The following is a 25,263-nucleotide window of genomic DNA, read 5'->3' as shown; positions in this document are numbered from 1 at the left end:
ATCCGAGCGGCGGAGCGGGCCCAATACGGTTGGACGCATGCGGATCGATCTGCACACGCATTCCAAGGTCTCGGACGGCACCGACGCGCCGGCCGAGTTGGTGGCCCGGGCCGCCGAGGCCGGCCTCGACGTGGTCGCCCTGACCGATCACGATACGTTCGACGGCCTGGACGAGGCGGCCGCGGCCGGGGAGCGGCTCGGGGTCCGGGTGATCCGCGGAGCCGAGTTGTCCACCTCCCGGGGCGGTCACAGCGTGCACCTGCTGGCGTACGGGGTGGACGAGGAGGATCCGGCGCTCACCGCCGAGATGATCAAGATCCGGGAGGGCCGGTCCGGCCGGCTGGCCCCGGTGCTGGCCAAGCTCGCCGAGCTCGGCGTTCCGGTCACCGAGGAGCAGGTGCTGCTGCACGTCGGCACCAGCCCGTCGGTCGGCCGGCCGCACATCGCCGACGCCCTGGTCGCCGCCGGCCACGTGGCGAACCGGACCGAGGCTTTCGACCGCTTCCTGGCCGACGGCGGCCCGGCCCACGTGGCCCGCTACACCGTCGAGCTGGAGCGCGGGATCGACCTGGTGCACCAGGCTCGCGGGGTCGCGGTGATCGCCCACCCGTGGGGCCGCGGCCGGAAGCGACTGCTACCGCCCGAGGTGCTGGAGCGCCTGGTCGACGAGCACGGCCTGGACGGCGTCGAGGTGGACCACCAAGATCACGATCCGGCCGAACGCAGGGAACTGCGCCGGCTCGGCGCGCGGCTGGGATTGATCATGACCGGCTCGAGCGACTACCACGGCGTCGGCAAGGTCGACCACGACCTCGGCTGCAACACCACCGACCCGGACATGTTCGCCCGCCTGCAGGAACTCTCCGCCCTCCGCTGAAGACCTCGCCGACTCGGCACAAAAGCAGCGGTTTTGGCGGCGTGTCGCTGCAGTGGTGACGGGTCGGCAGCGGGATCGGTCCGAGCGTGGTGCCTGCCAGGCCGAGGTGTCCGCGCGCCGTGACCCCCCGAGCCTCCCGCGTCGAGCCCCTTGTGCCCTGCGCCCAGCGCATCCGCGACCGTTCGACGCAGCTGCGACCGTTGCACGAGTCGCGGATGCGAGGAACGGTCGCGGCTGCCGGGGCGGGGTGAGATCGGGTCAGTCGTCGCCGTATTTGATCATGCTCTGGAGCATCCAGTCGCGGGACATCGCGATGGTCTCGGCGGTGATCGCGCGAGCCTGATCGGCGTCGTGCTCGCGGATGGCATCCAGCAGCCGGCGGTGGTTCCGCTTGCGTGGCTTGGGTCCGTGATCGGCAGCCTGGGCGGCGAGGAACCAGCGGAGTTGATCATGGATCCCGGCGATGATCGTGACCAGCTGGGGGACCCGGGTGATCTCGGCGACGGCGACGTGGAACGCGGCGTGCTGCTCGAGGTCGATCGAGTCGGTGCCGGTGGCGAGCAGCAGGTCGTCCAGCTGCTCCAGGCGCAGGATGTCCGCCTCGGTGGCCCGGGCCGCCGCCAGCGCCGAGGTGCCCGGCTCGGTCAGCTCCCGTACCAGATAGACGTTCTTGATGTCCCGGATCGAGATGTGCCGGACGATCGTGCCCTGGCGCGGGAAAACCTCGACCAGTCCGTCGGCGGCCAGCTTGTTGATCGCGTGCCGGATCGGTGTCTTGGACGTGCCGAGTTGGGTCGCGAAGGCCTTCTCGTTGATCACCTCGCCCGGGGCGATGGTGCAGGACAGGATGGCCTGCTTGATCGTGACGTACGCCTTCTCGGCCAACAGTTCCATGCGCCGCCCTGCCTCCTCGGTGCGGGTGCCTGTGGGCCGCGCGCTCACGGGGGAGCTAGTCCTCGGCCTGAAATTCTAGTAGCGTTCCTGTCGCATCTTAACCTTTGTAGGGGAGGTTTGCGTGCCACTCGCCGTAATCGGTGACAGCCAGGCCGTTGTCGTCGCGGGACTCGCGTCCCACTGCAGCGGACGTACGGTCCTGCTCGGTCCCGGGCCGGGCCGCACCCGCGGAGCGGTACGGATCGAAGGGCTCAGCTCCGGTCCGGTCGACGTCTGCGTGGTCGACCGTCCGACCGCGGATGTGTACGTCGCGGTCACCACGAGCGGGCGCCTGGAATCTTTGCTGGCCGAGCATCGCCAACTGCTGGCCGGCCGCGTCCTGCTGGTCGCGCCGGGCGGCTTCGGCGCGGTGGTACGGGTCCGGCGGCTGTTCGAGCAGTGGGGCGTCGAGCCTCCCGTGGTCGCCGAGGCGACCGGCTTCCCGGCTCTGGGCGGCGGCGAGGGGACCGTCGCGCTGCGCGGGATCAAGCGGTCGATGCCGCTGGCCGGGATCGACGCGGCCGCGACCGACGAGGTGTACCGCGCCCTCCGCGGCTACCTGCCCGACCTGGTCCCGAGCGACCTGGCCACCACCTCGCTCTCCAACACCAACCACCTGCTGCACCCGGTGATCACCCTGCTCAACGCGGACCGGGTCGTCGCCGGTGAGACGTTCCTGCTCTACCGGGACGGCCGCCTGTCCGAGCTGGTGGACCGGCTGGCCGCGGCGGACGCGGAGCGGCTGGCCCTGGTCGAGCAGTTGGGCGGAGAGCCGTTGTCGATCACCGACTGGCTGCTCCGCTTCTACCGTGATCAAGGCATGACCGGCGGCTCGATCGACGAGTGCCTGGCCAGCTTCCCCGGTTTCGCCGACGTGCCGTCGCCACCGTCGCCGGACTACCGCTACCTCACCGACGACGTGCCGTACGGTCTGGCCGGCTATGCGGCCGTGGCCGAGCGGCTCGGCATCGACGTACCACGGATCAATGCCGTGATCACTGCGGCCGAGGACCTCCTCGGCCGATCGCTGCGGGCCGAAATCTCCTCGGTCGTCGACCCCTTCCTGGAGGCCGCGGCACCCGTCGCCGCCGCCGGTGGCTGGGCCTGGCGCCGGGTCGAATCCCGCAGTATTCGAAAGGATTGTGATGTCGTCGGTACGGAATGATCTTGATCAACTACGGCGGTTGCGCGGGCAGCTGGTCGCCGGCGACATCAGCCGGCGCGGCTTCCTGACCGCAGCCATGGGCCTCTCCTCGGCAGCATTGCTGACCGCCTGTGGCGGCGGTCTGACCCAGCAGCCGGCCGGCGGGGCCTCGGAACGCAACGGCGATCCGAACGTGATCCCGCTCTACACCGTGGAGAACGACCCGGCCACGCTCGCCTTCTACAACATGGTGATCGCCAAGTTCGAGAAGGACCATCCGGGCAAGACGGTCAAGGTGACCGTCTACGCGGACGCGAATCAGCTGCAGTACCTGACCACGGCGTTCCAGAACAACGTCGACGTCGGCATCTTCTCGCCGGCGGTCAGCTCGTTCTCCGACTTCCAGCAGGCCGGCCACCTGGCCGAGCTCGATGATCTTGTCGAGGAGATCGGCAAGGACGACTTCCTGCCGGGCACTCGGATCGTGATCGGCGGGCACGACTACGGCATTCCGCTGCAGTCGAACTCGTCGCTGGTCTACTACCGCAAGGACCTGCTGGATGCCGCCGGGCTGCCGGTGCCGACCTCGTACGACGAGTACCTGAACGCCGTGAAGGCCTTGCACCAAAGGGAAGGTGAGAACCAGGTCGGCATCGCGATGGCGGTCGGGGCGACGGCCCAGCTGCCTCTGCAGTTCTTCGCGCCGTACATCTACCAGTCCGGCTGGGACTACTTCGATCCCGAGGGCAAGCTCACCTTCGACCAGCCAGAGGTCCGGGACGCGGTGCAGCGGTTCACCGACATCATGAAGTACGCGCCGAAGTCGCTCTACAACGCCGCGTACGGCGACATCGTGACGATCTACAGCGCCGGCCAGGCCGCGTTCGCCACCTTCCCGGGCCGGCTCGGCGTGACGATCGACGACCGGGCCGCCAAGGTGGCCGACAACACCGGCGTGATGCCGATCCCGGCCGGGCCGTTCATGACCGGCCAGTTGCACTTCGGCTCCGGCCAGCAGTACGGCCTCTACGCGCGCACCTCCGATCCGGACCTGGCCAAGGACTTCCTGCGCCGGCTGACCACCGGCGAGGACGCACTGGCGTTTGCGCTGACCGTGCCCGGCCACCTGCTGCCGCCGATGAAGAGCGTGCTGAAGCTGATGCAGGACAAGATCGCCGGCGCGACCGAGGGCTACCTGGCCAAGCGCAAGGAGTGGCTGCAGACCTTCATCGAGCAGGTGCCGAACGCGATGACGTCGTCGGTGTCGATGGGTGCCGTGACCGGCAAGACGTTCGACGGCAAGATCCTGAACATGTGCCCGTGGGCGCCGGACATCTGGCCGTCGCCGCCGCTGGACGGCACCATGTTCCAGGACATCCTGCTGAAGGGCGAGTCCGTGGACGCCGCCTGGCAGAAGACCGCGAAGCTGATGGGGGAGAAGGCCGACGCCTGGCGGGCCAAGAACCCCGACTGGAAGCCCGAGGTGAGCCGGTAGTGGCGGCTCCGCCCGCGCTGAGCCGGTCGAAGGGCCGACGCCGCGGGCCGCGGCCGGTCCGGATCCTGCAGTACCTGTTGTTGATCTTGGTGCTGGTGATCTCGGCCGGCCCGCTGGTCTGGGTGTTGATCAACGCGATCCGGCCCGACTCGGAGATCGCCGCCTACCCGCCGACACTGTTCCCGCAGCAGCTGACCGGTGATCATTTCGTGTCGCTGTTCACGCTGTACGGCTTCGGCACCTATGTGATCAACAGCCTGGTGATCTCGACCGTCGCCACGCTCGGCGCGCTGGTCTTCGGCACCCTGGCGGCCTACGCGATGGCTCGGTTCGACTACCGACTGGTCCGGGTGCTGGGCGAGCTCTCCCTGGTGGCGTACCTGATCCCGCCGATCCTGGTGCTGGTCCCGGTGACCCAGATCCTGTTCGGCTCGGGTCTCGGCGACAACCGGGTGGCGCTGGCCGTGCTCTACACCGCGACGCTGTTGCCGTTCGCACTGTGGATCCTCCGGTCCTACTTCACCGGCATCGCGGTGGACATCGAGGAGGCCGCCATGATCGACCGGTGCACCCGCTTCGGTGCCTTCCTCCGCGTCGTGCTGCCGCAGGCTGCGCCCGGGTTGATCAGCACCGGCATCTTCACCTTCAACGCGGCGTGGAGCGAGTATCTGTTCGCCTCCACGCTGATGACGACCAACTCCAAGCTGCCGGCCAACGCCGCGATCTTCCTGCTGATGGGCCACATGGGGACGGAGTCGTGGGGTCTGCTGATGGCGGCCGCGCTGACCATCGTGGCACCGGTGGTGATCTTGTTCCTGGTGGCGCAGCGCTGGCTGATCTCCGGGATCGGGGAAGGGGCGGTGCGCGGATGAGCGCCTACGTCAGTTCGCGGGAGCGGGCCCGGGCGGAGGGCCGGGGCCCGGAGAAGCCGCGCCGGTCAGGATTGTCCGATCGGCAGCTCGCGGCGGCGATGGCCGCTCCGGCCGCGGTGTTGATCATCGTGTTCGCCTTCTATCCGTTCGCGATGGCTGCGTGGAACTCGTTCAACGACGTGGACATCAACACGGGTGCCGCCAGCTTCGCCGGGTTGGGCAACTACGTGGCGATCTTCTCTTCTCCCGAGACCGTGGCGTCGATCGGCCGCAGCGTGGTCTGGACGCTGGCCAACCTGGTGCTTCAGGTGGTGCTCGGTGTCGGGGTGGCCCTGCTGCTGAATGCCGGGCTGCGGTTCCAGGGCCTGGCTCGCGGGCTGGTGCTGTTCCCGTACATGGTGCCGGCGATCGTCGTCGCGTTGATCTTCCGGTTCATGTTCAACGACGTCACCGGTTTGATCAACTATCTGCTGCAGACGATCGGCCTGATCGACGCCCCGGTGTCCTGGCTCAGCGATCCGTCCACCCTGCTGGGCACGGTGATCGTGGTCAACGTCTGGAAGTACACGCCGTTCTTCGTGATCATCGTGCTGGCCCGGCTGCAGACCGTGCCGAGCGAGTTGTACGAGGCGGTCTCGGTCGACGGCGGCGGGGCACGGCACCGGTTCACCACGGTCACCGTCCCGGCGATCGTCCCGGTGGTGCTGGCCGGCGCGCTGCTGCGCACGATCTGGACCGCGTACGACTTCGACCTGCCGTTCCTGCTGTCCAACGGCGGCGGGCCGGACCGGGCCGCCGTGACCGTACCGCTGGAGATCAGGTCGCTGGCGTTCGACTCGCAGAGCATCGGCCAGGCGTCCGCGTTGGCCGTCTGTACGGCGATCCTGCTCACCGGGGCGGCCTACTTCTACCTGCGCGGCTATCGTCGGGCGGAACGTGCGCATGGCTAGCGAAGTCGCGACACCGCGCGCGATCGTGATCATCGGCGCCGGGCCCCGGGGCGTGTCGCTGGTGGAGCGCCTGATCGCGAACGCCGCCCTGGCCGAGGCCACGCCGGTGATCATCCACCTGGTCGACCCGGCGCCGGTCGGCGGCCGGGTCTGGCGGCCGGACCAGCCGGGCCACCTGCTGATGAACACCCTGTGCGACGACGCGACCCACTTCACCGACCCCTCGGTCCGGTGCGAGGGCCCGATCGTGCCCGGACCGACGCTGTACGAATGGTGCCGCCGGATCGTCGACGGCGAGCTCGACGCCGCCGACCCGGAGCTGGCCGCGATGGCGGCCTCGATGAAGCCGCACTCGCATCCGCCGCGCCGGCTGCTCGGCGCCTATCTGGACTGGTGCTTCCGTACCGATCTCGAGCGGCTGCCGCCGACGATGCGGGTGGCCGAGCACCGGCAGGCGGCCGTCGCACTGCACACCGGGCCCGAGCGCGTCACGGTGGAGCTGGCCGACGGCACGGTGATCGACGCCGCCGCTGTGCTGCTGGCCACGGGCCACGCGGACCTGGTGGCCGGCGAGCGGGAGCGGCACCGGATCGAACACGCCCGCGATCATGGTCGCTTCTACGGCCGGCCGACGAATCCGATCGACCGGGACCTGTCCGGGGTGGCGGCCGGGCAGCCGGTCATCCTGCGCGGTCTCGGGATGAACTTCTTCGACTACGTCTCGCTCCTCACCGAAGGGCGCGGCGGCCGGTTCGAGGATTCCGCGGCCGGCTTGGTCTACCGCCCGAGCGGCGCCGAGCCGATCATGGCCGTCGGGTCCGGCCGTGGCACGCCGTACCGGGCCAAGGCGATCTTCGGCACCATGACGCCGAAGCTGCCGCACGCCTTCTTGACCGACGAAGTCGTGGCCCGGCTGGAACGCCGCGGCAGGATCGACTTCCGGACCGACCTGTGGCCGTTGATCGTCAAGGACACCCTCGCCGTCTACTACGCGACGCTGAACCGGGTCCGTCCCGAGGCGTTCGCCGGCGACCCGGAGCTGATCATGAAGGCGCTCCGGGAGTGCGCCTGGGACGGCGCCGACCTGGCCGAGACGCTCGAGTCGGTGGTCCCGGACCCGGCCGACCGGGCCGACCTGGCCGAATGGGACCGGCCGCTGGCCGGCCGCAGCTTCGACTCGCCGGAATCGTTCCGGGACTGGTGGCTCGGTGATCTGCGGCGGGACCTGGCCGAGGCCGAGCTGGGCCTGGACAGCCCGCTGAAGGTCGCGTCGGTGATGTTCGGCCAGGGCCGCACCTGCTTGCGCACCCTGGTCCGCTACGGCGGCCTGCTCGGGCACTCCTACGACTCCGAGGTCGACCGCTGGTACAAGGGTTTCGCCGGTTCGCTGGCCAGCGGCCCGCCGGCCCGGCGGATCGCCGAACTGATCGCACTCACGGAGGCGGGCCTGATCCGGCCGGTCGGTCCGGGCATGATCATCGCGGACCAGGACGACGGCTTCGTGGCCTCGTCCGCGCAGGTGCTGGACAGCGAGGTCGTGGCACCGGCGTTCGTGGAGGCCTACCTGCCGCCGCCGGACCTGCGCACCACCGCCGATCCGCTGCTGGCCGGGCTCCGTGATCATGGTCTGGCGCGGAGCTACCTGATCCCCGATCATGACCAGCCGTTCGACTCCGGCGCGGTCGAGGTCGGCCCGGACCCGTACCGGCTGATCGGCGCGGACGGCTCCGAGCAGCCCAGGATCTTCGCCTGTGGCGTCCCGTTGGAAGGTCTCCTCTACGGTACCCAGCTCGGCCCCATTGCCGGTACGAACTCCCGCTTCCTGCGCGAGACGGACGCGATCGCCCGGGCCGCCCTGCTGACCCTGCGCCACTAGACGAGGCTGACCAGGACCTTGCCGCGCACACCCTGCTCGACCAGCCGGTGCGCTTCAGCGGCCCGGTCCAGCGGCAGCGTCGCGTACACGTCGGTGTCCAGCCGTCCGGCGGCCAGCAGCGCGTTGATCATCTCGGCGGCAGCAGCGAGCTCGGGCACGGACGCGTTGCTGATCGCGAAGCCGTGCACGCTCAGATCCCTGGTGTACAAGGCGCCGAGCGGGAAAGAGGCGACGACGTCCAGGCCGGAGATCACCACGATCCGGCCGCGGAGGTTCATCGCCGGCAGCACCCGGGCGGCGTCCAGTTGTCCGGAGGCGTCCAGCCAGACGTCGATGCCCTCGTCGAGCTGCTCGAGTTCATCGCGGGCCAGCACCCGGTCGGCGCCCGACCGGGTGCTGGCGGTCAGGCCGCCCGCCGAGCTGACCGCGATGGTCCGGGCTCCGGCCGCGGTGGCGAGCCGGACCGCCGCCGATCCGACCGCTCCGGCCGCGCCGTCGACCAGAACGGTCTCGCCGGGCCGTAGCCGAGCCTCCCGGTGCAGCCCGAGCTGGGCGGTGGCGGCTGCATGGGCGACCGCGACGGCCCGCTCGCCGGAAACCCCGTCGGGCAAGGGATAGACTCGCTCCGCGTCGGCGACCGCGTACTCGGCGAACGAGCCCTGCCGGCCACCGTGCCCCAGGCTGTTGCACCAGACCCGGCTGCCCGGTGCCAGGTCGGCCACCGCCGGCCCGGCCTCGACCACCGTACCGGCAAGATCACGACCGATGACGAACGGCGACGGCAGGGGAGTCCGATAGGCACCCGAGCGGATGAAGGTGTCCACGTGGTTCACGGCCCCCACCTCGACCCGGATCAGCACCTGATCATCGCCGACCGGCGGCACCGGCACCGGGCCGACCATGATCGACTCGGCCGGTCCCGGTTCGCTGACGTACGCGGCTCGGGTGGTGCTGGGGATCGGCTCCACGCTGCGATGCTAACCGGCCCGACACACCGGCGTGCGCACCCGCCCGCAGGCAAGGTTTCGGTCTAGGGTTCGGGACATGGCCGACGCTGCGGTTGGCCCGATCGGCGTGGGCCGGGCACCCCGATCGAGCCTGCGGACCAACCTGGCGGCGTTCGCGTACCTGATTCCGGCGCTGCTGGTGTTCGTCGCGTTCTTCTTCATTCCGTTGGGCCGCTCGATCTACCTGTCGTTCACGCGGAGCGACATCTTCGGCCGGCCGACCGGGTTGGTCGGGTTCGCCCACTACGCGAACCTGTTCACGAATCCGGAGTTCGGCCGGATCCTGCTCACCACGCTCGGCTTCGTCCTGCTGACGGTGATCCCGAGTATGGCGATCGGACTGCTGTTGGCCCTGCTGCTGCAGGACAAGATCAGGGCGATCCGGCTGTTCCGGACCGCGTTCGCCCTGCCGTTCGCCTTCTCGGTGGCGACCGCGGCGGTGCTGTTCGGGGTGATGTTCAACCCGGCCACCGGCGTGCTCAACGGCCTGCTGTCCATGATCAACGTGGCCCCGGTGGGCTGGCTCACCGATCCGCGCTGGTCCCTCATCTCGGTGGCGATCACCGCGGTCTGGATGCAGCTGGGCTACAACCTGCTGGTGCTGTCGGCCGGTCTCGGCGCGGTGCCGGACGACGTGCTGGAGGCGGCCCGGCTGGACGGCGCGCACGGGCTGCGGCTGCAGTTCGGCGTGATCATGCCGCTGATCAGCCCGCAGCTGTTCTTCCTGGCCGTCACCGGCACGATCCAGGCCCTGCAGAGCTTCGGCCAGATCCACATCCTGACCCGGGGCGGGCCGGACCGGACGACGACCACGCTGGTCTATTCGATCTACGACGTCGCCTTCGCCAACAACAACTCCAACTTCGGGTACGGATCGGCCCAGGCGATCGTGCTGCTGATCGTGGTTCTGGCGATCACGGCGTTCCAGTTCGGCGTCCTCGAACGGCGGGTGTACTACAGCTGATGGCCATCGCGACGGTCGAGCCGACCACCACCCAGCCACGCCGCCGACGCCGCGGCGGTGCCCAGCACACCCGCGCCGGCGTCGGTACCTACATCGCGCTGGGCCTGTTGTTCCTGATCTTGCTGTTCCCGGTCTACTACGTGATCATCGGCAGCTTCATGTCGCCGGCCGACATCAACACGTTCCCGCCGAAGCTGTGGCCGGTCAACGGCTTCACGCCACAGAACTACGCCTCGGCCCTGGACGTGATCCCGCTCGTCCAGCAGTACGGGAACTCGTTCGCCGTCGCCGTCCTGGTGGTGCTCGGCCAGTTGATCACCAGCGTCGCGGCGGCGTACGCCCTGGTCTTCCTCAAGCTGCGGGCCCGGCGGTTCTGGTTCTTCCTGCTGCTCAGCACGATGATGATCCCCTGGGAGGCGATCATCATCCCGAACTACCTGGCGATGGCGGAGCTGGGACTGGTCAACACGGTGTGGGCACTGGCGCTGCCGTACCTGGCGGCCGGATTCGGCGTCTTCCTGGTCCGGCAGGCGTTCCTGGCGTTCCCGATGGAGCTGCGCGACGCGGCCAAGGTGGACGGGGTGAGCGACTTCGGGTTCCTCTGGCGGATCGTCATCCCGCTCACCCGGCCCACCCTGGCCGCACTGGGCGTCTGGTCCTTCCTGTCCGCGTGGAACATGTACTTCTGGCCGTTGTTGATCACGCAGGCGCCGGAGAACCAGACGATCCAGATCGGCATCACCCAGCTGCAGTCGGTGGACGCCGGCGATCCGGGCATGGTGCTGGCCGGCGTCGTCCTGGCCTTGATCCCGACCCTGCTGCTGGTGCTGTTCGGGCAACGGTTCATCGTTCGCGGGCTGACCGCCGGGTCCGGGAAGTGATGATCATGCAACGGAGGCTCGCGTACCTGCTGATCATGGTCCTGCTGCTGGCCGGCTGTGCCGGCGGTCGGCCGGAGGGCAACCTGAACGTGCCGGCGAAGGACGTCCTGGACCGCGCCAACGGCGTGACCACGATCAGCTTCTGGCACTCGATGGATGCCAGCAACGGCGTCGCCCTGAACAAGCTGGTCGATCAGTTCAACGCCGAGCACCGCGGCAAGATCGAGGTCAAGGCCACGTTCCAGGGTGCCTACGACGACGCGATCACGAAGTACAAGGCGTCGGTACAATCCAACACCACGCCGTCCATGGTGCAGATCTACGACATCGGCACCCAGTTCATGATCGACTCCCAGCAGGTGGTGCCGATCGCCGGCTTCGCCGAACGGGACGACTACGACCTGTCCAAGATCCAGAAGAACATCGCCGGCTACTACACGGTGGCCGGCCGGCAGTGGTCGATGCCGTTGAACAGCTCGGTTCCGCTGCTGTACTTCAACAAGACCGCGTTCCGCGAGGCCGGACTGGACCCGGACGACCCGCCGAGCAACCTGGCCGAGATCCGGGCGGCGGCCGAGAAGCTGTCCAAGTCCCGTGGCGGCCCGATCCAGTACGGGTTCGGCGCCGCGATCTACGGCTGGCTGCTGGAACAGTTCACCTCGACCGCGAATCAGCTCTACTGCGACGCCGACAACGGCCGGTCCGGCGAGCGGGTCAGCAGCGTCAACCTCGACTCGCCGCTGCTGATCGAGACGGTCGGGTGGTGGCGGTCCATGATCGACGACGGGCTCGCGGTGAACACCGGCCGCGCGACGAAGGACGCCCAGGACGCGTTCAAGGCCGGGCAGACCGCGATGACGCTGGAGTCGACCGGCTCGCTGAAGTCGTTCCTGGCCGCCGCCGAGGGCAAGTTCGAGGTCGGCGTCGCTCCGTACCCCGTCGTGTCCGGCAGCCTCCAGCCGGGAGCCGGACCGTCGATCGGGGGAGCCAGCCTGTGGATCTCCGGACCCGGGCACACCGAGGAGGAGAAGGAGGCCGCCTGGCGGTTCGTCCAGTTCCTCTCCACGCCCGAGTCGCAGGCCTTCTGGCACACCAACACCGGCTACTTCCCGGTGAATCCCGAAGCCCTGGAACTCCCGGTGGAGAAGGAATACCTGGCCAAGAACCCGCAGTTCCAGGTCGCCATCGACTCGCTCAACGCGACCGAGGTCCGGCCGGCCAGCACGGGCTGCGTGGCCGGCTCGATGCCGCAGATCCGGAAGGCCTCCGAGGACGGCCTGGAACGTGTCCTGATCGGCCAGGACCCGGCGGCGTCGATGCGTCAGGTCAAGGAGAACGTCGCGATCACGATCGCCAATTACAACGACTCCACCGGCTGACCTGGTCCTTGGTACCAAATCAGGTACCATTGCTTCATGCCAGCTCTGAACCTGCAGTTCACCGACGAGGAAATGGCCGACCTTCGGGCTGCCGCCGAGCGCGAGGACAAGTCGCTCAAGTCGCTGGCTCACGATGCCGTGGTCAACGCCGTCTCGTCGCGGAAGCACCTGGTCGAGCAGGCGTCCGCGCGCGTCGCGGCCATCAGCGCGGAACTCAACGACCGGCTCGCTCGGTGACCTATTTCCTCGACCTCGAGGATGTGTTGACCGCGGGCAGTCACGCCGTCGGCCATCCGGTGGAGGTGCGTGACTTCGGACTGCTCGAGGCGGCAGTCGCGCGCCCGCGGACAACCGTATTTGGGCAGGACGCCTACCCGGATGAGTTGACCAAGGCTGCGGCGCTGCTGCAGTCGCTCGTCCGCAACCACGGGCTCGTGGACGGGAACAAGCGCATCGCGTGGGCAGCAGCGTGGGTCTTTCTGGAGGTCAACGGGATCGCTCTCGACCAGGAGCTCGACGTCGACACGGCCGAGACTCTGGTCCTCGCGGCGGCTCGTGGCGAGATCGAGGTCGCGGAGATCGCCGACGGGTTGCGGCGGTTCGTGGCGATCGGATGATCACGACGTCGGGTCGGAGTCGTACTCCCTGCGATGCCGGTCGACGGCGTCCTGGTGGGTCTCCACCCAGGCCGTGATCGCGTTGAGCGGGACGAGCAGGGTGCGGCCGAGGTCGGTCAGCTCGTAGACGACGCGCGGCGGCACCTCGGCGTAGGCCGTTCGGGCGACCAGACCGTCCCGCTGCAGCCCGCGCAGCGTCTGGGTCAGCATCCGGTGCGAGATGTCCTCGGCCTCGCGCATCAGCTCGGTGAACCGCAGCGGCCCGGGGACCAGGAGCGAGACGACGACCAGGGACCACTTGTCGCCGACCATCCGGAGCCGGTCCCGGACGTGCTGCTGGCCCCGCTCGTCGGTGCAGAGAATCCAGTCCCGAGGCCTGACCTGTTCCGCCTCCGTCATGCTCGATCCCTTCTCTTCCGCTCAGGTGCGTGACGCACTTCAAAGTGCGAATGAGCGAGCCGAAATGCGCGCACCCGTACGCCACGTTCTGGAGACGACAACAGGGAGGAGGCGTGGCTTCTTCCCGTGACCTCAGGAGAACTCATGATCAGGATTGGCATCATCCTCGGCAGCACCAGGCCCGGGCGGAACGGCGCGGCGGTCGCCCAGTGGGTCCTGGAGCAGGCGTCCAGCCGGACCGACGCCGAGTACGAGGTGATCGACCTGCTCGACCATCCGCTGCCGCATCTCGACGAGCCGATCCCGGCTTCCGCCGGCCAGTACGCGGGGGAGCACACGATCCGGTGGGCCGAGACGATCGACCGGTTCGACGGCTACGTGTTCGTGACGCCGGAGTACAACCACTCCACGTCCGGCGTCCTGAAGAACGCGATCGACTACCTGTATCAGGAGTGGACCAACAAAGCCGCGGGCTTCGTCAGCTACGGCGCGGTGGGCGGGGCCCGCGCCGTCGAGCACCTGCGGCTGGTCGCCGCCGAGCTCCAGATCGCGACGGTACGCGAGCAGGTCACGCTGTCGCTGTACAACGACTTCGAGGACTTCACGGTGCTCCGGGCCGGTGAGGTGCAGACCGCGGCGCTGGGCCGGATGCTGGACCAGCTCACGGCCTGGTCGGCGGCCCTGCGTGAGGTCCGTACCGGACGGATCCTGGAACGCGTCTAAGGCTTGGCCGACGGTCCCTGGTCGGTCGTGCCGGCCAGGGACTCTCCGGTGAGAATCCCTTGCAGGATTGGCCCGATCCGGGCGACCAGCTCGTCGACGGACGCCGCGGCGATCGGTTCGAGCTTGACCACGTAGCGGGCAACGGCCAGCCCGAGGATGTAGGTGTTGACCTCCGCGACGCGCAGGGCGGCGTCGGGCACGTCCAGCAAAGCGATCAGGCGGCTGGTGAGCTCGCCGTCGATGAAGTCGTGCAGCACCGATTCGGCCTGGTCGTTCGGGTCTGTAGCGGTCCGGGTCAAGATCGCGAACGGTACCCGGTCGGACTGGTCCATCGCCTCGAGCAGCGCCCTGACGATACGTTCCCCGATCCCGTCCAGCCCGCCCTCGAAGATCAACTCGAAGGCGGGCGGTATGTGCGGCGAGATCTCGAGTGTGGCCGCCAGCAGCCCTTGCTTGGTGTCGAAGAAGTAGAACACCATCGCCGGATCGACGTCCGCCGCCGCGGCGATGGCGCGCACCGTGGTGCCGCGATAGCCACGCTCCCGGAACAGGGCACCGGCGACGTCCAGGATGCGTTGCTTGCTCTCCGCCCCCGAACGCCAGCGCCCCGGGCGGGTGGGAGGTTCCGGGGTCGTCATCGCCCGAGCCTACCAAATTCTTCATCAGCCGATGGTGTTTCTCGGAGGGGCTCGCTACTCTGAACTTCACCAAGCGATGAAGAAAGAGGTGAGTGCTGTGCGCGTGATCGTGGTCGGCGCAGGAATCGGCGGACTGACCCTGGCTCTGGGGCTGCGCCAGGCAGGAATCGAGGTCGCGGTGTACGAACGGGATCCGGCGGGCCGGCGCCGGCAGGGGATCAGCCTGCACGTCGACGACCGTGGACTGTCGGCGCTCCGGGGCTGCCTGCCGCCGGCGTTGCTGGCGATGGTCGAGGCCACGATGGGGCGGCCGCGCGTCCAGGCACAGGTCCTGGCCGAGGTCGAGGGGGCGCTGACGCTCGTGCGGGCCGAACCGCTGACGGCCGCCACCAGCAAGGCCCGGCCGGGCCGGCAGGTGGACCGGCCGTTGCTCCGCGCCGTGTTGTTGCACGGTCTGGAAGGCGCCGTGCGGTTCGAGGTTCCGTTCACCAGGTACCGGACCCGCGCCGACGGCACCGTGCAGGCCTGGTTCGGTGACGGCAGTACGGACACGGGCGACGTGCTGGTCGGTGCGGACGGCATCGGTTCGACCGTTCGCCGCCAGTACCTGCCGCAGGCGCTGGTCCTCGATTCGGGCCGCCGGATGCTGATGGGAGCGGCGCCCTTGCGGGCCGCCGCCGACACGGGGCTGCTCGCGCTGATCGGTGACAACCCCACCAGTGCGACCGCCGGCAGGATGCTGGCCCTGGGCGTGCTGCGCCACACCGTCCGGCCGACGGCGGCCCGCGATCGATGGGTGCCCGATCTTCAGTCGTCCGCCCTCACCGATGCCCAGGACTACGTGATGTGGGCCCTGTCGCTCAGCGGTCAGGAGCTCGGGGCGGCCACGGCGCCGTACGAGCTCTGGCAGCGCGCCCGGTCCCTGTCCGGCGACCTTCCGGGACAGCTGAAGTCGATCATCGACCAGGCCTGGCCCGCGGCGACCATCGCCCTGCGGATCGCGCAGATTCCGCCGCTGCCCGCCTTCCCGGACGGCCCGGTGACCGTGATCGGTGACGCCGTGCACGCCGCTCCCGGATTCGGTGGCAATCTGGCGATGCAGGACGCGCACCGGCTCCGCGACGCGCTCGTCGAGGTCGACCGTGGGCAGCAGTCGCTGCTCCCGGCGCTGACCGATTTCGGTGATCACGTGCGGCAGGTCGACCGACCGGTGTCGGGGCAACGTCCGCTCGACGAGACCCGGGGTCGGTGAGGCGCGGATGGTCGGCAGTCTTGCCCCCAAGGTGCGGGCTCTGCTCGATCGTGTCGGCGGCTGGCGTACGCTCGCCGAGGCCGTGGCGACCAACGCCGTGTTCGTCGTCGTCTCGGTGATCACCGGCGAGATGGTGCCGGCGGTCCTGGCGGCGGTGGGTCTGGTGTTCGTGCTGGCGGTCGTCCGGCTGCTGACCCGCCGCAAGAAGTGGTACCAGGTGGCCGTTCCGCTGGCCGTCGTCGTCCTGTCCGCCGTCCTGGCGGGTGGCACCGGCCGGGCGGTCGGGTTCTACCTCCCGGATCTCCTGCTGAACCTGGTCCTCTGGCCGGTCGTCCTGGCGTCGATGCTGGTCCGGTTCCCGATCATCGGTGTGGTCGTCGAGGGACTCGGCCGAGAACGTGGCGAGCGCCTGGCGTGGCGACGGGATCGACGGCTGCGCCGTACGTACCAACTCTGCAGCGGGGTGTGGTTGATCAAGTTCAGCGTCGCCGCGGCGATCATGATCCCCTTGTATCTGGGGGAGAGCGTGGTCGGGCTCGCCGTCGCCAGCACGCTGCTGGCCCTGCCGGCCATGGCGGGCTGCCTCTACCTGTGCTGGCGGCTGCTGCGTGCCGAACCCGCTGGTCATCCATTGGTCACCCGGACGTCGCGTGGGTGACCCGCGGCGGAGGTCTTGACTGCTTACGGTCCCCGCGACGGAGCCACAACCAGACGGGGGACTACTGTGACTGACCATGATCAAGACCTGCCTGACGTGGAGGCGGCTCCCGGCATCGATCGGCGCCGGTTCATCGGGATCGGCGGCGCGGCGGCCGCGGTGGGACTCGGAGCGGCGGCGATGAACACGATCCCGGCTCAGGCCCAGCCGCAGAGCGCCCGTCCACTCAGCTTCGGCAAGGACGGCACGTTCACGATCGTCCAGTTCAACGACACCCAGGACGACGAACAGATCGATCGCCGGACCATCGAGCTGATGGAGAAGACGCTCGACTCGGTGCAGCCGGATCTGGTGATCATGAACGGCGACAACATCACCGGCGGTTGCGAGAACGCGCTGGCGATGCGGCAGGCGATGAACAACGTGGTGCTGCCGATGGAGAGCCGGAAGATCCCCTGGGCGGTGACGTTCGGCAACCACGACGAGGACTCGACGCCGGACACCGGCCTGGACGAGCCGGACATGCTCGCCTTCTACCGTTCGTACGCCCACAACCTGAACCGCCCCGGCCCGGACGACGTCACCGGCACCGGCAACATGAACCTGATCATCAACGGCTCGAAGGGCCGTCGCCCGGCCTTCAACCTGTTCCTGCTGGACAGCGGCCGGTACGCGCCGGAGAAGATCGCCGGGCAGGACTTCGAGGGCTACCCGACCTGGGACTGGCTCCGGATGAATCAGGTCCACTGGTACACCGAGACCTCGCGCCGGGTGGAGCGGCAGGCTCGCCGGCTGGTGCCGGCCCTGATGTTCATCCACATCCCGCTGTGGGAGTACCGGTTCATGTGGTGGGGCAGCGTCGACGGCCGTACGGCTGCCGATCATGAACGCGCCGTCGCCCGGCACAAGATCATCGGCGAGCGGAACGAGGACGAGTGCCCCGGCCCGATCAACAGCGGCATGTTCTCGGCGATCCTGGACCGCGGCGACGTCAAGGGCGTCTTCTGCGGTCATGATCATGTCAACACCTACGTCGGCGACTACTACGGCGTCCTGCTCGGCTACGCCGGCAACACCGGCTTCGGCACCTACGGCCTGTCCGGCGCCGACCGCAACCGGCTCCGCGGTGCCCGCGTCTTCACCCTGACCGAGCAGGGCGACGACGTGAAGGTCGACACCCACATGGTCTGGGCCAAGGACTTCGGCATCGACCTGACCGCCAACGACCAGCCGATCCCGCCCGCACCCCTGGATCCCTCCCGCCGCTGACGGGTCCGGGGGTCGGGTCCTCCGAGGCCACTGGATTATTCGAAGGCGTGGCGGGATGACTCGTGGCAGGGTCGGATCCCATGAGCCTGGCATCGCGCAGGTACTCCGAGCCGCTCGGGATCATCGAACCTGATCAACTGCAGGCCGTGGCCGATGAGTTCGGCCTCGGCCGGGTCACCGGCGCCGAGCCTGCACCCGGCGGTCTGTTCGGACAGATCGTGTTGCTCACCACGACAACGGGCGAGTAACGGGTATGCCGGCACGGGCCCGACGTACGCGAAGCGGCTGGCGGAGGTGCCGTCGATCGGCGACTTCACCGCGCCGGACCTGGAACGGGTCGCGGCGCAGCGGCCGGACCTGATTCTGCGCACGATCGACACCGAACCCGATCTCTACCGGCGGCTGACCGCGATCGCTCCGACCGTGGTGATCTCGTTCCAGCGGCTGTCGCTGGTCGAGGTGGCGAACCGGATCGGGACCGTACTCGGCCGGATCGCCGAGGCGGACCAGCTGACCGCCCGCTACCGGGCCGAGACGGCCGCGATCGGCCGGGACTTCGCCGAGCTGCTGCGGGCGACCACCGTCAGCTATGTCGCGATGGCCGGCGAGACGACGTTCTGGACCCACGGGCCGGCCTGGACCGACACCTCGGTGCTGCTCGACTGCGGGGTACGGCTGGCCGAGCCGTCCGCCTCGCAGCAGACGGCGACGGTCGAGTACTCGCTGGAACGGCTGGACGTGCTCACCGACTCCTCGCTGCTGTTGATCAACGCCGGCCCGGACGGCCGGACCGCTGCCGAGGACACGAAGCCGCTGACCGGGTCGACGCTCTGGGCGACCCTGCCGGCGGTCCGGGCCGGGCGGGTCCGGCCGATCCCGTACGGTGCCGCATCGCTCGGCACCGCCCTCGAGCTGACCGCCCGGGTCCGGGAGATCCTCAGCTCCTGGTGATCACTTGAGACCGCTGTGCGCCAGGGCGGCGATGAAGTTCCGCTGGAAGATCAGGAACACGATCATGATCGGCACCACCGACGACACCGAGGCCGCCATCGCCAACCCGGCCGACAGACCGCCGTCGGAATCGATGAACTGGGTCAGCCCCAGCGGCACGGTGTAGCTGGTCCGGTCCGAGAGCATGATCAACGGCGTCTCGTAGTCGTTCCAGGAGCCGACGAAGCTGATGATCGCGAGCGCCGCCAGCACCGGGCGGGCCAACGGCAGGTAGATCCGCCAGAAGACCTGCCACTCGTTCGCGCCGTCGATCCGCGCCGCCTCGCCGAGCTCGGGCGGGGCCGCCACGAAGAACTGTCTGATCAGGAAGGTACCGAAGACCGTGAAGATCCCCGGCAGGATCAGGGCCCAGAGCGTGTTGTAGAGGCCCAGCTGTTGGAAGTACATGAAGCGCGGGATCAACAACAGCTGGGTCGGGACGATCGCGGTGGCGAGATAGAGCAGGAAGATCTTGTCCCGGCCGGCGAACGACAACCGGGCGAACGCGTACCCGGCCATCGAGGAGGTGGTCAGGTCGCCGACCACGCCGATCAGCGAGACGATCAGCGAGTTCGCGAAGTAGCGGGCGATCGACGCGTCGCCGATCCACACGTCGGCGTAGTTCAACCACTGCACCGGATCCGGGATCCAGCGCACCGGGATGGAGAACACGTCGAGATTGCGCTTCAACGACGACGAGAGCATCCAGACGAACGGCAGCAGGAACCCCACCGCCAGGGCCCAGAGCACGATCGTCTTGACGTAACGCCGGGCGCGCGCGGCGGGCCGGTTCCGCGCCGGGGTGCGGCGGACCGGCGCGGTCGGACGGGGGAGCGCGGTGGTCGCGGTCATGAGTACAGCCCCTGATTTCGTTGCAGTCGCCAGAACAACACGCTCAAGATCAACACGCCGAGGAAGCTGGTGACACCGATCGCCGCCGCGTAGCCGAAGCGGTAGAACTGGAAGCCGTTCTGATACATCAGGTACGACATCGTCGTGCTCGAGTCACCCGGGCCACCCTGGGTCAGGAACGCGATCAGCCCGAAGCCCTGGGACTGGCTGATCATCGAGGTGATCAACAGGAACGTCGTGGTCGGCATCAGCGACCGCCAGGTCACGGTGAAGAACCGGCGGAGCGGTCCGGCTCCGTCGATCGCCGCAGCCTCGTGCAGATCGGCCGGCATGCTCTGCAGTGCCGACAGATAGATCACGGCGTGGAAACCGACGCCGGACCAGACCGCGATCAGGACCAGCGACAGCAGACTCCAGTCCTGCGAGACCAGCCAGGTCGGCGGGTCGCTGATGCCGATCGCGCGCAGCCCGAGATTGATCAGGCCACTGGACGGGTTGAGCAGCAGCAGCCAGACGAAGCCGATCGCGATCGACGAGACGATGTGCGGGATGAAGAAGATCACCCGGAGCGCGGCCCGGCCGGGCACCTCCCCGTTCAGGGCGAGCGCCAGTGCCATTCCGCCGGCCATGGTGAGCGGGACGCCCAGACCCGCGTACGTGATCGTCCGCCGGACCGCTGACCAGAAGGCCGGGTCGGCGGCCAGCTCGGCGAAGTTGGCCACGCCGACGAAGCTGAGACCCTCCAGGCCGGACACGACATCCCAGTCGGTGAAGGCGATCGCGAGCCCGGAGAGCAGCGGGATCAGCGTGAACAGGCCGAAGCCGAGCAGGTTGGGCAGGATGAACAGCCAGCCGACCCGGGGTGACATGCCGCCCGGGCCGCGGGCCCGGCGCCGGGTCGGCGGAGCCGGCCGAGCCGGAGTGGTCCTCGACCCGTCGACGGTGGCTTCGGTCATCGTGCTCACGGTGCTGTGGCGATCGCGGCGTCGGCCTGTTTGACGGCCTCGGTCACCCAACTCTCCACGGTACGGTCACCGAGCAGCACCTCGTCGGTGAGCTTCTCCTGGATCTGGGCGATCTGGGTCGCGCCGGCGAATTTCGTGTCGACGGCCACCTGGAGCTCCGGCGAGAAGAGGAAGCTCTCGAAGGAGGCCGGGTCGTAGAGCTTGTCGCGCTCCGGGCCGAGCAGCTGGGCGATCATGTCGGCGGGCTTCGCGTCGCCGACCAGCGACGGCAGCCGCCCGCCCTTGATCATGTACTTGGCCGCGTTCTTGACCCAGAACTGGATGAAGGTCCACGCGTTGTCGGCGTTCTTCGACTTCGCGCTGATCGACATCAGGTCGCCGATGCCGCCGGTGTTCCAGTAGGGCTTGCCCTTCGTCGGGGCCGGCGGCGGCATGCAGATGGTCTTGAAGTCGTGCGGGTACTCCTTGGTGTCGCCGATGTAGCGCACCAGGTGCCCGGACTGGATCACCATGGCGACCCGGCCGGCGATGAACGGCGTGTGCGGGAACGTCTTGAGCTTCTCCGCCAGGATCTGGGCCTGCGGCATCGTGGTGCCCTCCTTCTGGAGGGTGAGGGCGAGCTCGAGCTCCTTGGCGAAGAGCGGGTCGCCGAAGTTCGACTTCCCGGCCTCGGTGTAGCTGGAGTTCGAGCCGAGCGTCGGCCGGGCCAGCAGGGGCGCGTTCAGCGAGCCGAAGGTCTTGTCCTTCACGGTGAGCTTCCGGGCGATCTCGACGAACTCGTCGACGTCCCAGTTCTCCGGCAGCGTGATCCCGGCGTTGTTGATCATGGTCTCGTTGACGTACACGTTGAGCGGGGCCAGTGCCGCCGGGACGCAGAACAGCTTCCCGTCCATCGGGTAGTTGTTGACCGGATCCGCGTCGGCGGTGAACTTGGCCAGGTCCGGGTCGGCGGCGATCCGCTCGGTGAGATCGAGGGCGAGACCGCTGCGCTTCTTCACGTTGGCCGGGCTGTACGAGAAGAAGACGTCGATCGGGACACCGCCCTGCAGGGAGGTGTCCAACTTGAGGTTGCCCTGGTCGTCGTTGACGTAACGGGTGTACGTCACCTTGATGTTCGGGTGCTCCTCGTTGAACGCCTTGATCAGGTCGTCCGGGCCGGACTCGGCCGGCACCCCGCCCCAGACGTTGAGGACGCCGCCCTTGCCCCCGCCGCCACCGGGATTGCCGGTGCCGCCGTTGTTGCAGCCGGCGAGGCCGCCGGCGGCAGCGGCCACCAGTCCGCCCAGCACGGCGCGGCGCGGCACCGCGGCGCGCTCGGACAGTGGGCCGGTCGTTGTGTTGATCATGTTCTTTCTCCCCATTGAGTCTCGTGGGTCAGGCCAGGGTGGCCTCGACCCTCCGTCGGGCATCGTGCAACCAGAGCCGCAGGGTGGCGTGATCGACCTTGTCGCTGGCTCCGGTGATGGCCAGGGCCACCGGCACGTCCTCGCTGGTGTGCAGCGGGATCGCACCGCCGACCCCGCCCAGCTCGAACCACTCGTCCAAGATCAACACGTCGTGCTCGAGCAGCTTGCGGGCCGCAGTGAGCGTCGCCGGCACCGTGGCCGGGACGTTGGGCGTCGTCAGCGTCCAGCCGAGGCGCTCCTTGGAGGCGTTCAGGATCTCGGTGGCCTCGGCGCGCGGCAGATCCAGCAGCAGCCGCAGCGCCGGGCAGGACACGTGCAACGGGAACGGGGAGCCCCAGAACGTGATCGTCTGATTGCCCATGGCGGTACGCAGGAGATAGATCATCTCGGTCCGCCAGAGCAGGCAGAGGTGCACGGTGAAGCCGGGATGCTCGGCGGCGATCTGCTCGATGGTGGCGCGAGGCTCGATCACCAGCGGGAACTGCGGGATGGCCGGTGCGAACGTGAGGATCCCGTAGTCGGGTACGAACTTGCCGCTGGGATCCTTGCGGACGTACCCCAGATCGATCAAGGTCGCGAGCACCCGGGAGATCGAGCTCTGGTGCAGCCCGAACCGCCGGGCGATCTCGGTGCCGGTGAGCGGCGCACCCTCGTCGATCAGGGTGCGCAGGATCTGCAGGCCACGGGCGAGGGACTGGACGCCGCCCGCGGAGGCGCGAGTGTCGGTCATCCCCGCATCATGGCTCAGCTTCATGCCGGTTCGGCGGACCGCAGGATCCGCGGGTCGGGATCGGCATAGCAGCGGACCGAGAAGATCGCGGCCGGCGCGTTGCCGTTGGTGGCCAGCACCTCGACGCCGATCCGGTCCGTCGCGACCGGCGGGTCCAGGACCAGCTGATGCCGGGTCTGATGGTTGCCGGTCACCTCGGCCAGCACCCGGTCGCCGGCGGTGACCCGGAAGTCCCTGGCACAGAAGGGCATCTCGGCCTCCGGGTGTCCGAACAGCGCCGATTCCATCGGATGATCGAAATCGGTGTCGAAGGACAGCTCGATCCGGCCGATCCGCTGCTCGGCGGGCCAGGCCAGATCCAGCCGCGGGGCCGGGTCGTCGAAGGCGGCCGCCCAGGCGTTGCTGCCGGAGGTCGGCCGGTCCGACCCCAGTGCGACGTTGGTCGCCGGGTGGCTGGCCGGCGCGGGATCCAGTCGCAGCGCCAGGTTGCGGCCCTCGGGGCGGCGCTCCGGCGTCCAGAACTCAAGCCGAGGCCGGCCGATGGCGGCGTCCTCCTCCTGGGTCGCCTTGTGCCGCAGGCCGACCGTGCCGGTCAGTAGTTGATCACTGACGTGCACCGCGACGCCGTCGCAGGCGAGCAGGCTGAGCTGAGCGTAGCCGGGCTGGTCCAGCTCGGCGTCGAAGTCGATCTTGACCGGCTGTCCGGACCCGGCCGCCAGCTCGATCTCGGTGCCGGCCAGGACGACGTCACAGGTGTAGTCGTCCGGGCGTTGCCCGATCCGCAGCTCGGCCCGTACCGTCGCCGGCTGGTCGGCGTCGAAGATCAACTGGAACTGCGGGACCGGGCCGGCGGCGAGCGGCAACAACTGGCCGCGGGACCGATCCAGCGGGACCGCGGCGCCGCTGTCCGGGAGTTCCGCCAAGGAGGCCTGCGACGATGCGGTGATCACCGCGGTGCGGGTCAGGTCGTCCGGGTCGTCCAGGAGGACGCCGGGGATGTGCTGGCCGCGCCGGAGCAGTTCCCGGCGCAGTTCCGGCGTTCGGTCCTCGGCGGCGAGCGCGGCCGGCGCCAGTTCGTCCCGCAGGCAGAGCGCGGCGGCGACGCCGACCGCCTGGCCCATGTGCGCGCCGGTGCCCATCACCCGGGTCGAGCCGAACGCGACGTGGCTGGCGCTGATCAGCCGGCCGGCCAGGAACAGGTTGTCCACGTCGGCACTGACCAGGCAGCGGTACGGAATCTGGTAGGTGCCGCGGGCGTGCAGGTGATTGCTGCCCGGATGCTCGGAGAACACGCCGTCGGCCGGGTGGAGGTCGATCGACCAGCCGCCGAACGCGACGCCGTCGTGGTGCTGCCGTTGCTCGAGGATGTCGCTCTGCAACAGCCGGTAGAGCCCGTCGAACCGGCGCGACTCACGCTTGCCCGGCACATGGCCGACCCATTCCAGCGTGAGGTTCTCCGCGTCGGGGAACTCGCCGGAGTTCTTCAGGTGGTTCCAGACCCCGTAGATCACCTTCCACAGTTCCCACTTGATCGTCTCGGTGTCGTGCACCGTGTCGAGCCGGCCGCCCCACTCGATCCACCAGAGCCGGCAGCCGTCCTCCTTGGTGTTGAAGCTGCGTGCGCGGGGGATCGAGGACAGGTCGGCGAGCGCGTACGACGGTGGAGTGAACGTGACCGGATGGCCGACATCCTTGCTGTAGAAGTACATCGAGTGGCCCAGCAGCGGCCCGTACTCCTCCGTCGGCGCGAACAGTTCGCCGAACTCGGATGCGGCCTCGGCGCCCATCCGGAAGCCGGCGCCGGCCGAGAAGGCGAGCGCGCCGTCGCCGGTGCAGTCGGCGAACAGGGGAGCGGTGATCTCGTACCGGGTGGAGTTCTGGCTGCAGAACGCCGAGACCGAGCTGATCTTGCCGTCGGCCACCTCGGACCCGACCATCGCCGTGTTGAGCAGCAACGTGATGTTGGGTTCCTCGAGTACCTTCTCCAGCAGGATGGTGTCGAAGATGATCGAATTGCCGTCCTTGTTGCGGTACGTGTTCTCGACGATGATCTCGTCGACCACGCCGCCCTCGCGGGCCCACCGGTTGTTGTTGCCCATGTGCGCGGTGGCGCCGAGCACCCAGAGCCGTACCTCACTGGAGGCGTTGCCGCCGAGCACCGGCCGGTCCTGGACCAAGATCACCCGGACACCGGCCCGGGCCGCGGTGATCGCGGCGCAGGTACCGGCCATGCCGCCACCGACGACGACGAGGCCGGCCTCGAGCTGTTCGGTACGGAAATCGCGGCGTGGCTCGGACGGAGCCACGTAGAGCTGGCCCGTGCGGGTGCTGGACGACGTCGGCGGCGTGTGCATGGGTACACCTTAGGTATGCGAATAGCGCATGT

Annotated in this window: 26 protein-coding genes; 17 read left to right on the top strand and 9 right to left on the bottom strand. The window is 68.8% G+C overall.

Annotation, left to right across the window (positions count from 1 at the left end):
• The first annotated feature begins 37 nt into the window (after nt 1–37).
• Nucleotides 38–877, top strand: a complete 840-nt coding sequence (locus AC6CCG_RS27990) for a PHP domain-containing protein (RefSeq protein WP_496658050.1) — start codon at nt 38–40, stop codon at nt 875–877.
• A gap of 258 nt (nt 878–1,135) precedes the next feature.
• Here the strand turns inward: AC6CCG_RS27990 and AC6CCG_RS27985 are convergent, their stop codons facing one another.
• Nucleotides 1,136–1,771 (bottom strand): GntR family transcriptional regulator, encoded by a 636-nt coding sequence (locus AC6CCG_RS27985; RefSeq protein ID WP_496658049.1) that lies wholly within the window; start codon nt 1,769–1,771, stop codon nt 1,136–1,138.
• A gap of 121 nt (nt 1,772–1,892) precedes the next feature.
• Between AC6CCG_RS27985 and AC6CCG_RS27980 the strand changes: the two genes are divergently transcribed.
• From AC6CCG_RS27980 to AC6CCG_RS27960, 5 genes are read left to right on the top strand one after another with little or no spacing between them, the layout of a single operon-like run.
• Complete coding sequence (locus AC6CCG_RS27980; RefSeq protein ID WP_496658048.1) at nt 1,893–2,975, top strand: NAD/NADP octopine/nopaline dehydrogenase family protein; 1,083 nt, start codon at nt 1,893–1,895, stop codon at nt 2,973–2,975.
• Entirely contained in the window at nt 2,956–4,449 is a 1,494-nt protein-coding gene (locus AC6CCG_RS27975; RefSeq protein WP_496658047.1) for an ABC transporter substrate-binding protein, read from the top strand. The genes AC6CCG_RS27980 and AC6CCG_RS27975 overlap by 20 nt, the downstream gene beginning before the upstream one ends.
• Nucleotides 4,449–5,321 carry a carbohydrate ABC transporter permease gene (locus tag AC6CCG_RS27970; protein WP_496658046.1) on the top strand — a complete coding sequence of 291 codons (873 nt, stop codon included), beginning with the start codon at nt 4,449–4,451 and terminating at the stop codon, nt 5,319–5,321. The genes AC6CCG_RS27975 and AC6CCG_RS27970 overlap by 1 nt, the downstream gene beginning before the upstream one ends.
• Nucleotides 5,318–6,271, top strand: coding sequence for a carbohydrate ABC transporter permease (locus AC6CCG_RS27965; protein ID WP_496658045.1), 954 nt, complete (start codon nt 5,318–5,320; stop codon nt 6,269–6,271). The genes AC6CCG_RS27970 and AC6CCG_RS27965 overlap by 4 nt, the downstream gene beginning before the upstream one ends.
• A complete protein-coding gene (locus AC6CCG_RS27960) occupies nt 6,264–8,147 on the top strand; it encodes an FAD/NAD(P)-binding protein (protein WP_496658044.1) in 1,884 nt (627 codons plus the stop codon). The genes AC6CCG_RS27965 and AC6CCG_RS27960 overlap by 8 nt, the downstream gene beginning before the upstream one ends.
• On the opposite strand, the gene AC6CCG_RS27955 is transcribed toward AC6CCG_RS27960, so the two are convergent.
• The gene (locus tag AC6CCG_RS27955) at nt 8,144–9,115 is read right to left on the bottom strand and encodes an alcohol dehydrogenase catalytic domain-containing protein (RefSeq protein WP_496658043.1); all 972 of its coding nucleotides are present in this window, start codon (nt 9,113–9,115) and stop codon (nt 8,144–8,146) included. The two genes, AC6CCG_RS27960 and AC6CCG_RS27955, sit on opposite strands and share 4 nt — an antisense overlap.
• Before the next feature lie 76 nt (nt 9,116–9,191).
• Between AC6CCG_RS27955 and AC6CCG_RS27950 the strand changes: the two genes are divergently transcribed.
• Genes AC6CCG_RS27950 through AC6CCG_RS27930 form a run of 5 tightly spaced genes read left to right on the top strand, consistent with a single transcriptional unit; the run spans nt 9,192 to nt 12,995 of the window.
• The gene (locus tag AC6CCG_RS27950; protein ID WP_496658042.1) at nt 9,192–10,118 is read left to right on the top strand and encodes a carbohydrate ABC transporter permease; all 927 of its coding nucleotides are present in this window, start codon (nt 9,192–9,194) and stop codon (nt 10,116–10,118) included.
• Nucleotides 10,118–10,999: a carbohydrate ABC transporter permease gene (locus AC6CCG_RS27945; protein ID WP_496658041.1), complete on the top strand. Its 882-nt coding sequence runs from the start codon at nt 10,118–10,120 to the stop codon at nt 10,997–10,999. Before AC6CCG_RS27950 ends, AC6CCG_RS27945 begins: the two co-directional genes overlap by 1 nt.
• Nucleotides 11,000–11,004: 5 nt before the next feature.
• Entirely contained in the window at nt 11,005–12,378 is a 1,374-nt protein-coding gene (locus AC6CCG_RS27940) for an ABC transporter substrate-binding protein (RefSeq protein ID WP_496658040.1), read from the top strand.
• Between the two features lie 36 nt (nt 12,379–12,414).
• Nucleotides 12,415–12,615, top strand: a complete 201-nt coding sequence (locus AC6CCG_RS27935) for a hypothetical protein (RefSeq protein ID WP_496658039.1) — start codon at nt 12,415–12,417, stop codon at nt 12,613–12,615.
• Nucleotides 12,612–12,995, top strand: coding sequence for a type II toxin-antitoxin system death-on-curing family toxin (locus tag AC6CCG_RS27930; protein WP_496658038.1), 384 nt, complete (start codon nt 12,612–12,614; stop codon nt 12,993–12,995). The genes AC6CCG_RS27935 and AC6CCG_RS27930 overlap by 4 nt, the downstream gene beginning before the upstream one ends.
• Here AC6CCG_RS27930 and AC6CCG_RS27925 read toward each other — a convergent pair whose 3' ends face one another.
• Nucleotides 12,996–13,394 (bottom strand): winged helix-turn-helix transcriptional regulator, encoded by a 399-nt coding sequence (locus tag AC6CCG_RS27925; RefSeq protein WP_496658037.1) that lies wholly within the window; start codon nt 13,392–13,394, stop codon nt 12,996–12,998.
• 144 nt (nt 13,395–13,538) lie between these two features.
• Here AC6CCG_RS27925 and AC6CCG_RS27920 point away from each other — a divergent pair, with 144 nt between their 5' ends.
• Nucleotides 13,539–14,117, top strand: coding sequence for an NADPH-dependent FMN reductase (locus tag AC6CCG_RS27920; RefSeq protein WP_496658036.1), 579 nt, complete (start codon nt 13,539–13,541; stop codon nt 14,115–14,117).
• Here AC6CCG_RS27920 and AC6CCG_RS27915 read toward each other — a convergent pair.
• Nucleotides 14,114–14,755: a TetR/AcrR family transcriptional regulator gene (locus AC6CCG_RS27915; RefSeq protein ID WP_496658035.1), complete on the bottom strand. Its 642-nt coding sequence runs from the start codon at nt 14,753–14,755 to the stop codon at nt 14,114–14,116. The two genes, AC6CCG_RS27920 and AC6CCG_RS27915, sit on opposite strands and share 4 nt — an antisense overlap.
• 88 nt (nt 14,756–14,843) lie before the next feature.
• On the opposite strand from AC6CCG_RS27915, the gene AC6CCG_RS27910 reads away from it, so the two are divergent.
• From AC6CCG_RS27910 to AC6CCG_RS27890, 5 genes are all read left to right on the top strand, one after another.
• Entirely contained in the window at nt 14,844–16,007 is a 1,164-nt protein-coding gene (locus AC6CCG_RS27910) for an FAD-dependent oxidoreductase (RefSeq protein WP_496658034.1), read from the top strand.
• Nucleotides 16,008–16,014: 7 nt separating this feature from the next.
• Nucleotides 16,015–16,665 (top strand): DUF3159 domain-containing protein, encoded by a 651-nt coding sequence (locus tag AC6CCG_RS27905; RefSeq protein ID WP_496658033.1) that lies wholly within the window; start codon nt 16,015–16,017, stop codon nt 16,663–16,665.
• Nucleotides 16,666–16,731: 66 nt separating this feature from the next.
• A complete protein-coding gene (locus tag AC6CCG_RS27900) occupies nt 16,732–17,934 on the top strand; it encodes a metallophosphoesterase family protein (protein WP_496658032.1) in 1,203 nt (400 codons plus the stop codon).
• An 80-nt stretch (nt 17,935–18,014) separates the two neighbouring features.
• Nucleotides 18,015–18,182 (top strand): hypothetical protein, encoded by a 168-nt coding sequence (locus tag AC6CCG_RS27895; RefSeq protein ID WP_496658173.1) that lies wholly within the window; start codon nt 18,015–18,017, stop codon nt 18,180–18,182.
• Nucleotides 18,124–18,885: an ABC transporter substrate-binding protein gene (locus AC6CCG_RS27890; protein ID WP_496658167.1), complete on the top strand. Its 762-nt coding sequence runs from the start codon at nt 18,124–18,126 to the stop codon at nt 18,883–18,885. Before AC6CCG_RS27895 ends, AC6CCG_RS27890 begins: the two co-directional genes overlap by 59 nt.
• On the opposite strand, the gene AC6CCG_RS27885 is transcribed toward AC6CCG_RS27890, so the two are convergent.
• From AC6CCG_RS27885 to AC6CCG_RS27865, 5 genes are read right to left on the bottom strand one after another with little or no spacing between them, the layout of a single operon-like run.
• The gene (locus tag AC6CCG_RS27885; RefSeq protein WP_496658031.1) at nt 18,886–19,776 is read right to left on the bottom strand and encodes a carbohydrate ABC transporter permease; all 891 of its coding nucleotides are present in this window, start codon (nt 19,774–19,776) and stop codon (nt 18,886–18,888) included.
• Nucleotides 19,773–20,732, bottom strand: a complete 960-nt coding sequence (locus AC6CCG_RS27880) for a carbohydrate ABC transporter permease (protein ID WP_496658030.1) — start codon at nt 20,730–20,732, stop codon at nt 19,773–19,775. Before AC6CCG_RS27880 ends, AC6CCG_RS27885 begins: the two co-directional genes overlap by 4 nt.
• A 5-nt stretch (nt 20,733–20,737) precedes the next feature.
• Entirely contained in the window at nt 20,738–22,087 is a 1,350-nt protein-coding gene (locus AC6CCG_RS27875) for an ABC transporter substrate-binding protein (RefSeq protein ID WP_496658029.1), read from the bottom strand.
• A gap of 28 nt (nt 22,088–22,115) precedes the next feature.
• On the bottom strand, nt 22,116–22,877 hold the full coding sequence (locus AC6CCG_RS27870) for an IclR family transcriptional regulator (protein WP_496658028.1): 762 nt from the start codon (nt 22,875–22,877) through the stop codon (nt 22,116–22,118).
• A gap of 20 nt (nt 22,878–22,897) precedes the next feature.
• Nucleotides 22,898–25,231: an FAD-dependent oxidoreductase gene (locus AC6CCG_RS27865; protein ID WP_496658027.1), complete on the bottom strand. Its 2,334-nt coding sequence runs from the start codon at nt 25,229–25,231 to the stop codon at nt 22,898–22,900.
• Nucleotides 25,232–25,263 lie beyond the last annotated feature (32 nt).

It is taken from the genome of Microlunatus sp. YIM B11417, from assembly GCF_059617205.1.
This window is presented reverse-complemented; position numbering and strand designations above follow the sequence as displayed.